The 14,546-nt window shown below is 71.2% G+C and carries 15 protein-coding genes; 7 read left to right on the plus strand and 8 right to left on the minus strand.

Annotated elements, in window-relative coordinates; genetic code table 11:
• Nucleotides 1–130 precede the first annotated feature (130 nt).
• Nucleotides 131–1,420 carry a serpin family protein gene (locus tag OAW74_RS05210; protein ID WP_262873258.1) on the plus strand — a complete coding sequence of 430 codons (1,290 nt, stop codon included), beginning with the start codon at nt 131–133 and terminating at the stop codon, nt 1,418–1,420.
• 4 nt (nt 1,421–1,424) lie between these two features.
• Here OAW74_RS05210 and OAW74_RS05215 read toward each other — a convergent pair whose 3' ends face one another.
• From OAW74_RS05215 to OAW74_RS05235, 5 genes are all read right to left on the minus strand, one after another.
• Complete coding sequence (locus tag OAW74_RS05215; RefSeq protein ID WP_262873259.1) at nt 1,425–2,192, minus strand: ABC transporter permease; 768 nt, start codon at nt 2,190–2,192, stop codon at nt 1,425–1,427.
• Nucleotides 2,189–2,959, minus strand: a complete 771-nt coding sequence (locus OAW74_RS05220) for an ABC transporter ATP-binding protein (RefSeq protein WP_262873260.1) — start codon at nt 2,957–2,959, stop codon at nt 2,189–2,191. The genes OAW74_RS05215 and OAW74_RS05220 overlap by 4 nt, the downstream gene beginning before the upstream one ends.
• Nucleotides 2,956–3,342, minus strand: a complete 387-nt coding sequence (locus OAW74_RS05225) for a DUF1048 domain-containing protein (RefSeq protein ID WP_262873261.1) — start codon at nt 3,340–3,342, stop codon at nt 2,956–2,958. The genes OAW74_RS05220 and OAW74_RS05225 overlap by 4 nt, the downstream gene beginning before the upstream one ends.
• Before the next feature lies 1 nt (nt 3,343).
• Nucleotides 3,344–3,673 carry a PadR family transcriptional regulator gene (locus OAW74_RS05230; RefSeq protein ID WP_262873923.1) on the minus strand — a complete coding sequence of 110 codons (330 nt, stop codon included), beginning with the start codon at nt 3,671–3,673 and terminating at the stop codon, nt 3,344–3,346.
• A gap of 98 nt (nt 3,674–3,771) precedes the next feature.
• Nucleotides 3,772–4,923, minus strand: a complete 1,152-nt coding sequence (locus OAW74_RS05235; RefSeq protein WP_262873262.1) for an SLC13 family permease — start codon at nt 4,921–4,923, stop codon at nt 3,772–3,774.
• 212 nt (nt 4,924–5,135) lie between these two features.
• Between OAW74_RS05235 and thrS the strand changes: the two genes are divergently transcribed.
• Both thrS and OAW74_RS05245 read left to right on the plus strand, forming a co-directional pair.
• On the plus strand, nt 5,136–7,154 hold the full coding sequence (gene thrS, locus OAW74_RS05240; RefSeq protein WP_262873263.1) for a threonine--tRNA ligase: 2,019 nt from the start codon (nt 5,136–5,138) through the stop codon (nt 7,152–7,154).
• Nucleotides 7,151–7,732 (plus strand): HIT family protein, encoded by a 582-nt coding sequence (locus tag OAW74_RS05245; protein ID WP_262873264.1) that lies wholly within the window; start codon nt 7,151–7,153, stop codon nt 7,730–7,732. The genes thrS and OAW74_RS05245 overlap by 4 nt, the downstream gene beginning before the upstream one ends.
• A gap of 133 nt (nt 7,733–7,865) precedes the next feature.
• On the opposite strand, the gene pdxY is transcribed toward OAW74_RS05245, so the two are convergent.
• Together pdxY and OAW74_RS05255 are read right to left on the minus strand one after the other, a co-directional pair.
• Nucleotides 7,866–8,717, minus strand: a complete 852-nt coding sequence (gene pdxY / locus OAW74_RS05250) for a pyridoxal kinase PdxY (protein ID WP_262873265.1) — start codon at nt 8,715–8,717, stop codon at nt 7,866–7,868.
• Between the two features lie 7 nt (nt 8,718–8,724).
• Nucleotides 8,725–10,071: an aminotransferase class I/II-fold pyridoxal phosphate-dependent enzyme gene (locus tag OAW74_RS05255; RefSeq protein ID WP_262873266.1), complete on the minus strand. Its 1,347-nt coding sequence runs from the start codon at nt 10,069–10,071 to the stop codon at nt 8,725–8,727.
• 84 nt (nt 10,072–10,155) lie between these two features.
• Between OAW74_RS05255 and pdxS the strand changes: the two genes are divergently transcribed.
• Both pdxS and pdxT read left to right on the plus strand, forming a co-directional pair.
• Nucleotides 10,156–11,046 carry a pyridoxal 5'-phosphate synthase lyase subunit PdxS gene (pdxS, locus tag OAW74_RS05260; protein ID WP_262873267.1) on the plus strand — a complete coding sequence of 297 codons (891 nt, stop codon included), beginning with the start codon at nt 10,156–10,158 and terminating at the stop codon, nt 11,044–11,046.
• Complete coding sequence (gene pdxT, locus OAW74_RS05265; RefSeq protein ID WP_378733660.1) at nt 11,046–11,636, plus strand: pyridoxal 5'-phosphate synthase glutaminase subunit PdxT; 591 nt, start codon at nt 11,046–11,048, stop codon at nt 11,634–11,636. The genes pdxS and pdxT overlap by 1 nt, the downstream gene beginning before the upstream one ends.
• A 3-nt stretch (nt 11,637–11,639) precedes the next feature.
• Here pdxT and OAW74_RS05270 read toward each other — a convergent pair whose 3' ends face one another.
• Entirely contained in the window at nt 11,640–13,007 is a 1,368-nt protein-coding gene (locus tag OAW74_RS05270) for a pyridoxal phosphate-dependent decarboxylase family protein (protein ID WP_262873268.1), read from the minus strand.
• 90 nt (nt 13,008–13,097) lie between these two features.
• Here OAW74_RS05270 and OAW74_RS05275 point away from each other — a divergent pair, with 90 nt between their 5' ends.
• Together OAW74_RS05275 and ruvC are read left to right on the plus strand one after the other, a co-directional pair.
• The gene (locus OAW74_RS05275; RefSeq protein ID WP_262873269.1) at nt 13,098–13,856 is read left to right on the plus strand and encodes a YebC/PmpR family DNA-binding transcriptional regulator; all 759 of its coding nucleotides are present in this window, start codon (nt 13,098–13,100) and stop codon (nt 13,854–13,856) included.
• A 64-nt stretch (nt 13,857–13,920) separates the two neighbouring features.
• A complete protein-coding gene (gene ruvC / locus OAW74_RS05280; RefSeq protein ID WP_262873270.1) occupies nt 13,921–14,496 on the plus strand; it encodes a crossover junction endodeoxyribonuclease RuvC in 576 nt (191 codons plus the stop codon).
• The last annotated feature ends 50 nt before the right edge of the window (nt 14,497–14,546 follow it).

Raw genomic sequence — 14,546 nt, forward strand, 5'->3', positions numbered from 1 at the left:
AACCCCCGGTCACCCCGGGGGTTTTCGCATTCTCCGGCTGGGGCGTCGAGGGGGACCTCTACCGTCTGGGAGACGATCGGCCGACCGTGCACACTGTCACGGTGTATCCACACTTCGAGGAGGTGCGGCGATGACGCCGAGCACGGGACGAGTCGTCGCGGCGGTGGTGGCGCTGTCAGCGGGGTTGAGCGGCTGCGCGAGCGCGCCCGCTGAGGCGCCCGCTGAGGCTGATGTCGTGCGCGCCGAGGGGATCGACGTGCGTGTCGTGACGCTGGAGGATGCGGCATCCGCCGGCGCCGTCGCCGACGCCGTGCGTGCTCTCGGTGTCGAGACCCTGAGCCTTGCGCCACGCGAGGGGAACGTCGTGCTGTCGCCCTCGAGCCTCGGGACGGCGCTCGCGATGCTCGCCGACGGTGCCGACGGTGCGACCCTGGCCGACCTGGAGCGGGTGCTCGGGGCGTCGGGGGAGGAGCGGCGGGATGCCTTCGCCGCACTGCGAGGGGACCTCGCCGAGCTCGACGGGGACCCCGTCGCCGCGGCGGAGGGCGATGTGCCCGACGGTCCGATCGTGCACATCGCCGATCAGGTGGTGGTCGATGACGGGTTCTCCCTGCGCGACAGCTATCTGGAGGCTCTCGCCGACGGGTTCGACGCGGGGGTGCAGCACGCCGACCTGGGGTCGGATGCGGGCATCCGGGTGCTCGACGACTGGGTGCGCACGAACTCCGGCGGTCTGATCGAGAAGTCGGCGATCCAGGCCGACGCCGACCTGCGGCTCGTGCTGCAGGATGCGCTCGTGCTCGCCGCCCGCTGGCAGACGCCGTTCCCGTTCGAGCAGACCGCGGGGCGCTCGTTCACCCTCGGTGACGGCACCGTGATCGAGTCCGACGCGATGCTGCAGAACGAGGCGGCATTCGCATCGGCCGAAGTCGACGGGTGGCAGGCCGTACGGCTGCCCTATACCGAGGCGCTGCACGCCGATCTGCTGCTGCCGCCGGCCGGGACCGATCCGGCCGAGCTCACCCCCGAGCTCCTGCGCGAGCTGGCGTCGGAGTTGGATGCAGCGACCCCGGCCGAGATCGAGGTGCAGCTGCCCGTGCTCGGTCTCGCCCCGGAGCCGCTCGATCTGAGTGGGCTGCTCCCGAACCTCGGCCTGGCCTCGCTGGGCTGCGGATCCGCCGACCTGTCGGGTATCGGGCAGGGCGATCTGTGCGTCGGCCAGGCGATGCAGTCGGCCGTGCTCAGGGTGGACGAAGACGGCACGGTCGCTGCGGCGGTCACCGAACTGGGTGTCGTCGAGACGGCCGCCCGCGTTCCCGACCGTGCCGTGCATTTCGACCGGCCGTTCGTCTTCACCGTCGTCCACGACGACACCGACCTGCCGCTGATCGTCGCCGCGGTGCGCGACCCCCGCGGGTGACGGGTCAGGCGAACCGCCGCCGGTAGATCGCCATTGCGACCGCGTAGGCCACGCCGAGGATGGCGACGCACCAGGCCAGCGCGATCCAGATGGCGGAGTCGACCGGCTGGCCGGTGAACAGGCTCCTGATCGTGTCGACGATCGCCGTCACGGGCTGGTACTCGGCGAACACCCGCACGGGCCCCGGCATCGAGGCGGTCGGCACGAACGCCGAGCTGATGAACGGCAGGAAGATCAGCGGATACGAGAACGCGCTCGCGCCGTCGACGGTCTTGGCCGAAAGCCCTGCGATGACCGCGATCCAGGTGAGGGCGAGGGTGAACAGCACGAGGATGCCGGTGACGGCGAGCCAGTCGACGACGCTCGCGCCGGTGCGGAACCCCATGAGCACGGCGACCCCGACGACGACCGCCAGCGACACGAGGTTGGCCACGAGAGACGTGAGCACGTGTGCCCACAGCACGCTCGAGCGCGCGATCGGCATCGACTGGAACCGCTCGAAGATGCCGCCCTGCAGATCGAGGAACAGCCGGTACGACGTGTAGGCGACCCCCGAAGCGATCGTGATGAGCAGGATGCCGGGGAGCAGGTAGTCGACGTAGGCGCCCGATGCGGGCCCCGTGTCGATGGCGCCGCCGAAGACGAACACGAACAGCAGCATGAGGGCGACGGGGGTCACCGCCGTCGTGATGATCGTGTCGAGGCTGCGGGTGATGTGACGCAGCGACCGCCCGGTGAGCACGGCGGTGTCGGCGACGAAATGCGTGGTCATTGCTTCTTCTCATGCGCGGTGTCGCCGACGAGGGCGAGGAAGACCTCTTCGAGCGTCGGCTGCTTCTGCACGTACTCGACCCTGGCGGGCGGCAGCAGGGCCTTCAGCTCGGCGAGCGTGCCGTTCACGAGGATGCGGCCCTCGTGCAGGATCGCGATGCGATCGGCCAGCTGCTCGGCCTCGTCGAGGTACTGGGTGGTCAGCAGCACCGTGGTGCCGCCGGAGGCCAGCTGCGTGATCGTCTGCCACACCTCGAGGCGCGCCTGCGGATCCAGGCCCGTCGTCGGCTCATCGAGGAAGACGACCGGCGGATCGCCGATGAGACTCATGGCGATGTCGAGCCGGCGCCGCATGCCGCCCGAGTAGGTGCCGACGCGGCGGCTCGCGGCATCCGTCAGCGCGAAGCGCTCGAGCAATCGGTCAGCGACCGCGCCAGGAGCGGCCACGTGGCGCAGCCGCGCGACGAGCACGAGGTTCTCGCGTCCCGTGAGCACCTCGTCGACGGCCGCGAACTGCCCGGTGAGGCTGATCGCCTCGCGGATGCTGCCAGGGTGCGCCGCGATATCGATCCCGTCGATGGCGGCAGTGCCGGCATCCGCCGTCAACAGCGTCGAGAGGATGCGCACGAGGGTCGTCTTGCCGGCGCCGTTGGAGCCTAGGAGGGCGAACACGGTGCCGCGCGCGACCTCGAGGTCGACGCCGCGCAGCACATGCAGATCGCCGAAGGACTTCTCCAGGCCCGCGACCTGGATCGCAGGGGCGCTCATGACCGATCGCCCCCGTCGAGACCGGCAACACCGTCGAGGCCGTCGATCGCGGCGATGAGCCGCGCGCGCTCCTTGTCGATCCACTCCCTGGCCGCGTAGGCGCGCACGAAGCCCTCGGCGAACTCCACGGGGTCGGCGCCGGTGATCTCGCGCACGGGTGTCTCGTCGGCGGCCGCGCGCTCCCACAGATCGGCGAAGTCGCCGAACATCGCGACCAGGGTGTCGCCGTCGGTGATGCCTCCGTAATACATGACGTACCGCTCGAAGGCCGCCGCCGCCGTGCGATACGGCTCGGGGAGCGCCTTGACGCGCGCCTTGTAGTCCCGCCACTGCTTCTTCTGCTCGAGAGGTCCCGTCAGGGCCTCGATCCACTTGGCCACCATGTCACTCGCCTTTCCCGTGAAGCTCTTCCAATCGGTCTGCGAGGAAGCTCCACGTCCTCCAGAACTCATCGAGGTAGTCGCGCCCCTGCGCGTTGAGGGTGTAGACCTTGCGCGGCGGTCCCTTCTCGGAGGGCACCTTCTCGACGTCGACGAGGCCGCGCTGCTCGACCCGCACGAGCAGCGCGTACACGGTGCCCTCGGCGATGTCGGCGAAGCCGCGCTCGCGCAGCCATGCCGTGATCTCGTAGCCGTAGGCGGGCCGGCGGGCCAGGATCGCGAGCACGATGCCCTCGAGAACGCCCTTGAGCATCTCGGTCGCCTGCTTGCCCATCGGTGTCGCCTCCTGGCTACTCACTGTCACTGACTACCGGTAGATAGTAACACTGAATACCGAGCGCGCAACAGTCGATCCGCGCGCTGCGGCCGGCGTCAGGCGGCGAGGGGCAGCACCGCGAGGGCGACCACGATCGGCGCCGTCACGAGGCCCAGCACCACGTAGCGCCGCCAGGGCACCTCGACGCCCACGGCGCGCAGTCGCTCGTGCCACAGCAGCGTCGCCAGCGACGCCCACGGTGTGATGAGGGGCCCTGCGTTGACGCCGATCAGCAGGGCGGCCAGGCGCGCGGGGGAGTCGCCGGCTGCTGACTCCAGCGCCAGGTAGGCGGGGAGGTTGTTGGCGGCGTTGGCCGACAGCATCCCGAGCCCGGACAGGCGCCACAGCGCGATGAGGTCGTCGCCACCGCCCGCGGCTGCCGCGGTGAGCGCTCCAGACCCCCACGCCTCGAGCACCCCGACGGCCAGGAACAGTCCGGAGGCGAACACCACGAGCTGCCACGGTACGAGAGAGATGTGCAGGGCCTGGGGCGAGCGCGACGCGAACACGCCCACCAGCACGAGGGCGGCCACCACCGAGGGCAGCCACGGCGGCAGACCGCTGACCAACAGCGGCATCAGCGCGATCACGACGACGGATGCGGCGACCAGCTGCCCGCGATCGGCCACCCCGGGCGCCGGCCCCGGCGTGTAGCGTCCGCGCAGTCGTCGCCAGAAGACGACCACGAGCACCGCGACGGTGACGAGCACGGCGACGAGGGCCGACGGCCCCAGCAGCACCAGGAATCCGAGCGGGTGCCCGAGGTCGAGGCGGTGCTCGGCGAGGAGGTTGGTGAGGTTCGAGACCGGGAGGAAGAGCGATCCGGTGTTGGCCAGCCACACCGTCGCGAAGGCGAACGGCAGCGGCGGCAGGCCGTTGGCCCGTGCGACGGCGACGACCACGGGGGTCAGCAGCACCGCCGTGGTGTCCAGCGACAGGAAGGCCGTCGCGAGGATCGCCAGAAGCACGACGAGGGCCCACAGCATCCAGGTCCGTCCGCGCGCGACGCGCGCCAGCCACGCCGCCGCCACGTCGAACACGCCCGCGGTCGCCGCGAGCTCGGCGACGACCGTGATCGCGACCACGAACAGCAGCACGGGCCACACCCGCTCTGCGATCGCGCCGACCTCGTCGAGGCTCAGCACGCCGAAGGCGACGGCGATCGCGCCGAGCGCCAGCAGCACCGCACCCGAGATCGCCGTTCGCACCCACCCATTGTGGGGGTCGCGAGCCCGGAGCCCTTGGCACGCGACGATAGACTGGCGGGATGGAACCCGACCGATCGACCCGCACCCCGGCGGCGACCGTCGGGGCCGCACGGCTCGCCGGCGCGCGAACGCGTCAGGCCTGAGCGGGCGGGGCGCATGGGCGCCCGAAGCTGAGCGATAGCCTTGATTCCGAGCCACCTCTGGAGATTCCCTTGACTGACGTCGATCTCCCGTCGGACGTGTCGTACCCCGCCGACGGTTTCGCCCTGTTCCCCGATCGCTCCGTCGTCGCGCTGCGCGTGAACGGCGAGCTGAAAGACCTCTCGACGGTGGTGACCGAGGCCGACGCCGTCGAGCCGGTCACCGTCGACAGCGCCGACGGCCTCAGCATCCTGCGCCACTCCACGGCGCACGTGCTCGCGCAGGCCGTGCAGCGCATCCGCCCGCAGTCGAACCTCGGCATCGGCCCGCCCATCGAGAACGGGTTCTATTACGACTTCGGCGTCGACGAGCCCTTCACCCCTGAAGACCTCAAGGCGATCAAGAAGGAGATGGAGCGCATCGTCCGCGAGGGCCAGCGGTTCGTGCGCCGGGTCGTCACGGCCGACGAGGCGCGCGCCGAGCTCGCCCACGAGCCGTTCAAGCTCGAACTGATCGACCTGGCCGGCGGACCCGGTTCGGGGGCGGATGCCGCAGAGGGCGCCTCGGCCGAGATCGGGGCCGGCGAGCTCACGATCTATGACAACGTGACCCGCGACGGCGAGACGGCGTGGAAAGACCTCTGCCGCGGCCCGCACGTGCCTGGCACCCGCATGGTCGGCAACGGCTGGGACCTCACCCGCGTCGCCGCCGCCTATTGGCGCGGCAGCGAGAAGAACCCGCAGCTGCAGCGCATCTACGGCACCGCGTGGCCCACGAAGGACGAGCTGCGCGCCTATCAGGAGCGCCTCGCCGAGGCCGCGCGCCGCGACCACCGCAAGCTGGGCGTCGAGCTCGACCTCTTCTCGTTCCCCGAGGAGATCGGGCCTGGGCTGTCGGTCTTCCACCCCAAGGGCGGCATCATCCGCTACGAGATCGAGCGCTACATGCGCGAGCGGCTGCTGGCGAACGGCTACGAGGTGGTGAACACCCCGCACATCACCAAGGCAGACCTCTTCATGACCAGCGGTCACCTGCAGTGGTACGCCGAGGGCATGTACCCCCCGATGCAGCTCGACGAGATCGTGGACGCAGAGGGCAACGTCACGCGCAAGGGCCAGGAGTACTACCTCAAGCCCATGAACTGCCCGTTCCACAACCTGATCTTCCGCTCGCGGGGGCGCAGCTACCGCGAGCTGCCGCTGCGTCTGAGCGAGTTCGGGTCGGTGTACCGCTACGAGAAGAGCGGCACGCTGTCGGGCCTCACGCGCGTCCGAGGCATGACGCAGGACGACACCCACATCTACGTCACCGCCGATCAGGTCAAGGGCGAGCTCGAGCACAGCCTCGAGTTCGTGCTGCAGACCCTGCGCGACTACGGCCTGAACGACTTCTACCTCGAGCTGTCGACGAAGGAGGAGGGCAACCCCAAGTTCATCGGCGACGACCGCCTCTGGGCGGAGGCGACCGAGACCCTGCGCGAGGTCGCCGAGGCGTCGGGCCTCGAGCTCGTGCCCGACCCGGGCGGGGCGGCGTTCTACGGCCCGAAGATCTCGGTGCAGGCGCGTGACGCGATCGGCCGCACGTGGCAGATGTCGACGATCCAGCTCGACTTCAACCAGCCCGAGCGCTTCGAGCTCGAGTACACCGGCCCGGATGGCGAGAAGCACCGCCCGGTGATGATCCACCGCGCCCTCTTCGGCTCGATCGAGCGGTTCTTCGCGATCCTGCTCGAGCACTACGCCGGCGCCTTCCCGGTGTGGCTGGCGCCCGTGCAGGTGGTCGGCATCCCGGTCGCCGACGACTTCGCGCCCTACCTCGACGAGATCATCGCGAAGCTGCGGGCAGCCGGCGTGCGCGCCGAAGTCGACCACTCCGACGACCGCATGCAGAAGAAGATCCGCACGCACACGACGCACAAGGTGCCGCTGCAGCTCATCGCGGGCGCGCAGGACAGCGCCGGCGGCACGGTGTCGTTCCGCTTCCGCGACGGCACGCAGACCAACGGGGTGCCCGTCGACGAGGCGATCGCCCTCATCCGGCGCGCGATCGACGGCAAGAAGCTCGTCGACACGGCGGAGGATCTGGCATGACAGCGGATGCTGCCGCCACCGGCCCCGCCGCGGAGCCCGTCGACGGGCTCGAGGCGGCAGCATCCCTTCCCGGCGTCCCCGACGCGTTCCAGCGCCTGTGGACGCCGCACCGCATGGCCTACATCAATGCCGGGGCCGACGTGCACCGCGGTGACGGGTGCCCGTTCTGCGCCGCACCGGAGAAGGCCGACGCCGATGGCCTGATCGTGCACCGCGGGCGCACGGCGTACGTGCTGCTGAACCTCTTCCCCTACAACTCGGGGCACCTGCTCGTGTGCCCCTACCGCCACATCGCGACCTACGACCAGGCCACGGCCGAAGAGGTCGCCGAGATCGGCGAGCTCACCCAGGTCGGCATGCGGGTGCTGCGCAGCGTCTCGCGCTGCGACGGCTTCAACATCGGCATGAACCAGGGCGCCGTCGCCGGAGCCGGCGTCGACGAGCACCTGCACCAGCACATCGTGCCGCGGTGGGCGGCCGACGCGAACTTCTTCCCGATCATCGCCCGCACCAAGGCCCTGCCGCAGCTGCTCGGCGAGGTGCGCGAGGCCGTCGCCTCGGCCTGGCCGCAGGCCTGAGCGCGGGCACGGCCGTCGGCCTGGCCGCCGGCCCGACTTCGCCAGATCAGGAGATCTCGCCGGCACAGGTCGATCCGTGCGAGAGCGACCTGTATCAGCGAGATCAGGAGATCTCGCCGGGGCAAGGGGCGGGTCAGCGCACGCGGGTGACCTCGAACTGCAGGCGGGGGTGTGCGTAGAACTCCTGCGACTCGACGAGCTGCAGCTCGCGCTGCCCCGAGTCGTAGGTGGTCTGCAGCAGGTCGTAGACGCTCGAGACCGTCTTGGCGAGAGCGGATGCGGCATCCCCGTTCGCGCGGTAGTGCGCCGTGAAGAGGGCGGCGGTCACGTCGCCGGAGCCGTTGGCCTTCATCGGGATGTGCGGGGTCTGCACGATCCAGGCGCCGTCGCCCGTGACGGCGAGCATCTCGATCGTGCCCTCGGGGCGGTCGGGCCGCTCGACCGAGGTGACGAGCACCGTCGACGGCCCCATCGCGCGGGCGGCGTCGGCCGAGGCGAGGGTGGATTCGAGATCCGAAGGCTCGGTCTCGGTGAGAAAGCCCAGCTCGAACTGGTTCGGCGTGATGATGTCGGCATGCGGCACGACCCGCTCTCGGAGCAGGATCGGGATGGCCGGTGCCACGAAGCATCCGCTCTTCGCGTTGCCCATGACCGGGTCGCACGAGTAGACGGCCGAGGGGTTGGCGGCCTTGACGCGGGCGACGGCGTCGAGGATCACGTCGCCGATGCCCTCGGAGCCCTGGTAGCCGCTGAGCACGACGTCGATCTCGCCGAGCACGCCGCGCTCCTCGATGCCCGTGATGACCTCGCGCACGTCGTCGGGCGAGATGAGCGGCCCCCGCCACGCGCCGTAGCCGGTGTGGTTGGAGAAGTTCACCGTGTAGACCGGCAGCACCTCCACGCCGATGCGCTGCAGCGGGAACACCGCGGCCGAGTTGCCGACGTGGCCGTAGGCGACGGCCGACTGGATCGAGAGGATCTTCACCGCTCGATCATCCCACCTCGCGCGGCGCCGCAGCGCCGACCGCGGCGGCCAGGTCGACGGCGAGGCGCTCCGCGTCCTCGTCGGTGAGATCGTGCACCGTCAGCCGCAGGCGCGATGCCGCGGCCTCGTCGGCGAGCACGAATTCGTCGCCGGAGCGTGCGAGCCAGCCGCGGCGCATGAGCTGCTCGGTCACCGCGCGCGCCGGCACCGGCAGACCGACCCAGAGGTTGAGCCCGTCGACGGCGGTCGCCTCGATGCCGTGGGCGACCAGGCGCTGGGCGAAGGCCGTGTTGCGCGCCGCGTAATGCGCCGCGGCCGAGCGGACGCCCGCTGCCACGGAGCGGTCGGTCAGCAGCGCGTGTGCGAGGCGCTGCAGCAGATGGCTCACCCACGTGGTGCCGGGGCTCAGGCGCATCGCGAGGCGCTGCGCCGTGTCGGGGTCGCTCGCGGTGACCGCGAGGCACATGTCGGGACCGAGGAACTTCGACACCGAGCGCACGAGCGCCCAGCGGCGGTGGTCGGGGCCGATGAGCGAGTGGTAGGGCTGCGACGAGAGCATCGAGAAGTGGTCGTCTTCGATCACCATCACGAACGGATGCTGCGCCAGCACATCGCGCAGCGCCTGCGCGCGCTCGGCGCTGAGGCTCGCCCCTGTGGGGTTCTGTGCGCGCGGCGTGCACACGACCGCGCGGGCTCCCGCCTCGAGCGCCGCGCGGAGCCCATCGACGGTCATGCCCTCGGCGTCGACCGGCACCGGCACCGGGCGGTAGCCGCCCAGGCGCACGGTGTTCATGCTGGACAGGAAGCACGGGTCTTCGAGGGCGACGGCGTCGTCGCGAGTGAGGGTCTGGGCCAGCAGTCGCTCGATCGCGTCGGAGGCGCCGCTGGTGATGGTCAGGCGCATCGGGCGGTCGCCGACGGCCTCGCGCATCCAGGCCGTCGCCCAGTTCTCGAGGTCGCGGTCGATCACCGGCTCGCCGTAGAGCACGGGGCGGCCCGCCATGCCCGCGAGCGCAGCGGAGGGGTCGGGGATGAGGTCGGGGTCGGGGTTGCCGGTGCCGATGTCGCGCAGCACGGTGCCGGCAGCGAACCCCTCCTGCGCGACGGGGGCGAGCCCCGCGACCCTGGTGCCGCCGCGGCCGCGGCTGACGACGAGCCCCGCCTGGGCGAGGTGGCGGTAGGCGGCGACGACGGTGTTGCGGTTCACGCCGAGCCGGTCGGCGAGGCTGCGCACCGGTGGCACGGCCTCGCCGGGGCGCAGGTCGCCGCGCTCGATCAGCTCCCGCACGCTGTCGGCGATCTCGGTCGCCGTGGAGCCCGCGATCGGCGCGGTGGTGTCAGCATCCGTCGTCATGTGTCCTCACCCCGCTCAGCCTACGTCGTGGGCCATGCTATCTTTTGGCCTAGGCCAATCCCGAGTCATTTCCGAGGAGTCATCGTGTCCGCATCCACCACCGGTTCTTCCCGCGTCAAGCGGGGTCTCGCCGAGATGCTCAAGGGCGGCGTCATCATGGACGTCGTCACCGCCGACCAGGCCAAGATCGCCGAAGACGCCGGCGCTGTGGCCGTCATGGCGCTCGAGCGGGTGCCCGCCGACATCCGCGCGCAGGGCGGAGTGTCGCGGATGAGCGACCCCGACATGATCGACGGGATCATCGAGGCCGTCTCGATCCCGGTGATGGCCAAGGCCCGCATCGGCCACTTCGTCGAGGCGCAGGTGCTGCAGGAGCTCGGCGTCGACTACATCGACGAGTCCGAGGTGCTCTCGCCCGCCGACTACGTCAACCACATCGACAAGTGGGGCTTCACCGTGCCGTTCGTGTGCGGTGCGACCAACCTCGGCGAGGCGCTGCGGCGCATCAACGAGGGCGCGGCGATGATCCGCTCCAAGGGCGAGGCCGGCACGGGCGACGTGTCGGAGGCGATGAAGCACATCCGCAAGATCAAGGGCGAGATCGCCGCGCTGACGTCGCTGTCGAAGGACGAGCTGTACGTCGCGGCGAAAGAGCTGCAGGCGCCCTACGAGCTGGTCGCAGAGATCGCCGAGACCGGCACGCTGCCGGTCGTGCTCTTCGTCGCGGGCGGCGTCGCGACGCCGGCGGATGCGGCCATGATGATGCAGCTGGGCGCCGACGGCGTGTTCGTGGGCTCGGGCATCTTCAAGAGCGGCAACCCGGCCGAGCGCGCCGCGGCGATCGTGAAGGCGACGACCTTCTACGACGACGCGAAGGTCATCGCCGACGTGTCGCGGGGCCTGGGAGAGGCCATGGTCGGCATCAACGTCAGCGACCTTCCGGCGCCGCACCGCCTGGCCGAGCGCGGCTGGTGATCACTCACCCTCGCGTCGGAGTGTTCGCCCTGCAGGGCGACGTGCGCGAGCATGCCCGCGTGCTCACGGGGCTGGGTGCCGAGGTCTCGCTCGTGCGGCGGCCCGACGAGCTCGCCGCCGTGCAGGGACTCGTCATCCCCGGCGGCGAATCGAGCGTCATCGACAAGCTCGCGCGCGCGTTCGGGATGCAGGGGCCCCTGCGCCAGGCGATCGCCTCAGGTCTGCCGGTGTACGGCACCTGCGCGGGGCTGATCCTCCTCGCCGACCGCATCACGGGCGCGATCGACGGCCAGGAGACCCTCGGCGGGCTCGATGTGACCGTCGCCCGCAACGCCTTCGGCAGCCAGGTCGACTCGTTCGAGACCGAGCTGGCGGTCGCGGGTTTCGACGGGCCGCCGGTGCACGCCGCGTTCATCCGCGCGCCGCTGGTCACCGAGGTCGGACCGCGGGCGACGGCACTCGCCGCGCTGTCCGACGGGGGAGTGGTGGCCGTGGCGCAGGGGGCGCTCCTGGGCACCGCGTTCCACCCCGAGGTCTCGGGCGAGACGCGGTTCCACGAGCTGTTCCTGCAGAACGTGCGCGCGGCCTGACGCTCAGGCGGCGGCCAGCCGCGCGATCGCGGCCACCGTGAGGTCGACGTCGTGCGGCGTCGTCGCCCACGACGACATCGAGCACCGCAGCACGGCGCGCCCTCGCCACTCGGCGCCGGTGAGAGCCGCGGTGCCGTCGGCGAGGATCGCGGCCCCGAGCGCGCGGGTGCGTTCGTCGTCGTCGAGGCGGAACATCACCTGGGTGTAGACGACGTCGTTGACGATCTCGACGCCCGGCACGGCGCGAAGCCCCGCCTCCAATCGCCGCGCGTTCTCGACGAGGCGGTCGACGAGCGCGGCGACGCCGACACGGCCGAGCGCGCGCAGCGCCGCCCACACCGGCACGCCGCGGGCGCGCCGCGACAGCTCGGGGGTGACATCCCACGGATCGAGGCTCGAGTACACGAGGTAGTCGCCGCCGGCGCGGAACATCGCGATCGAATCGGCGGGATCGCGCACGACGGCGATGCCGCAGTCGTAGGGCACGTTGAGCGTCTTGTGCGCATCGGTCGTCCACGAATCGGCGCCGTCGAGGCCGGAGGTCAGGTGCGCGAGTGCGGGGGAGGCTCCCGCCCACAGGCCGAAGGCGCCGTCGACGTGCACCCATGCCCCGTGCGCCTTCGCCATCGGCACCAGCTCCGCGAGCGGATCGAATGCCCCCGTGTGCACTTCGCCCGCCTGCAGGCAGACGATGGTCGGCGCGTCGGATGCGGCTGCCAGCGCCTCCGCGAGCGATGCCGGCAGCATCCGCCCCTGGTCGTCGGCGTCGACGACCACGAGCTCGTCGAGACCGACGCCCGCGAAGCGCAGGGCGCGGTCGATCGAGCCGTGGCGGTGCGCGCCGACGATCACCCTGGTCGTCGGCGCCCCGCGCAGACCGCTGCGGGTGAGATCCCAGCCCGCGCGGCGCAGCACGGCGTGCTGGGCGACCGACAGGCACACCCAGTTCGACATCTGCGCACCTGTGACGAAGCCCACCGAGGCGGTGGCCGGCAGCCCCAGCAGGTCGCAGATCCAGGCGCCGGCGACCCGCTCCATCGCGACGGCGGCGGTGGTCATGGTGCTCGAGCCCGCGTTCTGGTCCCAGGCCGACACGAGCCAGTCCGCAGCGAGCGCCGCGGGGAGGGTGCCGCCGATGACGAAGCCGAAGAAGCGGCCGCCGGGAATGCCGACGAGCCCCGGCCCCGCCCGCTCGGCGAGGTCGGCCACCACCTGCTCGGCGTCGGCGCCGCGCGCAGGCAGGGCGCCCCCGAACGCGTCGACCATGGTCTCGAGATCAGCTCGCGGCCACACCGGGCGGTTGTCGAGTCCTGCCAGGAACTCCACGGCGGCGCGGTGGGCGGCCTCGAGCGCGCGTGCCCGCTCGTCCATGTCTGTGAAGTGTCGCCGAGGGCGGACGCTGATACAAGGGGCGCCGCGGTGCACGGCGGTCGCGGCATCCGGTCGCCTAGAATCGATCCCATGTCCGGACACTCCAAATGGGCGACGACCAAGCACAAGAAGGCCGTCATCGACGCGCGCCGTGCCAAGTCGTGGGCCAAGCTCATCAAGAACATCGAGGTCGCCGCCAAGCTCGGCGGCGCCGACCTGCAGGGCAACCCGACCCTGTTCGACGCGGTGCTGAAGGCGAAGAAGACCTCGGTTCCCAAGGACAACATCGACCGCGCGATCAAGCGCGGCGCCGGCATCGGCGGCGAGTCGGTCGAGTACTCCTCGATCATGTACGAGGGCTACGGCCCCAACGGCGTGGCCCTCATGATCGAGTGTCTGACCGACAACAAGAACCGCGCGGCCGCCGAGGTGCGCACGGCCCTCACCCGCAACGGCGGGACGCTGGCCGACCCCGGGTCGGTCGCCTACAACTTCACCCGCAAGGGCGTCATCGTCGTCGGCGGCGAGGGCACCAGCGAAGACGACGTCATGCTCGCCGTGCTCGAAGCCGGCGCAGAAGAGATCGAGCCGCACGCGCAGGGCTTCGAGGTCATCACCGAGGCGTCCGATCTCGTGACGGTGCGCACGGCCCTGCAGGAGGCCGGCATCGACTACGAATCGGCCGACGTGGAGTTCGTGCCCAACCTCAAGGTCGAAGTCGACGCCGACACGGCGCGCAAGGTGTTCCGCCTCATCGACGCCCTCGAAGACAGCGACGACGTGCAGAACGTCTTCAGCAACTTCGACCTGACCGCCGAGGTGCAGGCCGAGCTCGAGAACGACGAGTGACGCGAGCCCGGTCAGTGCCGCGCGCCTGGGCCCCGACGTCGGAACCCGCGCCTAGCGTGGGGGAGTGATCTCCCGCCGCACCGGAACCCTGCGCGTGCTGGGCGTCGACCCGGGGTTGACCCGGTGCGGCGTCGGCGTCGTGGATGTCGCGGCCGACCGCTCGGCGTCGCTTGTGCACGTGGGCGTGGTGCGCTCCGACCCCGGCATGCCGATCGAGCAGCGACTGGCGGCCATCGCCGCCGGCATCCGCGCTGTCGTCGACGAGCACGGACCCGCCGTGATCGCGGTGGAGCGCGTGTTCGCCCAGCACAATCGCGAGAGCGTCATGGGCACGGCGCAGGCCAGCGGCATCGCGCTGCTGGTCGCCGGCGAGCGGGGCCTTCCGGCCGCGACGCACACGCCCACCGAGGTCAAGGCCGCCATCACGGGCTACGGCCAGGCCGACAAGCGGCAGGTGCAGACGATGGTCGCCCGCGTGCTGCGACTCGACGAGCTGCCCCAGCCCGCCGACGCCGCCGACGCGCTCGCACTGGCCCTGTGCCATGCGTGGCGGGGCGGCGCCCCCGCCGCGGCATCGTCGAGCGCACTCACCCCCGCGCAGCGCGCGTGGGCGGATGCCGAGCGTCTCGCGCGCCGGTGACCCGCGCCGGCGACGGCGGGGCGGCGCGCGTGTCGCTCGAACAAACCTCC

The sequence above is a fragment of the Microbacterium fluvii genome (assembly GCF_025515205.1).
Taxonomy (GTDB): domain Bacteria; phylum Actinomycetota; class Actinomycetes; order Actinomycetales; family Microbacteriaceae; genus Microbacterium; species Microbacterium fluvii.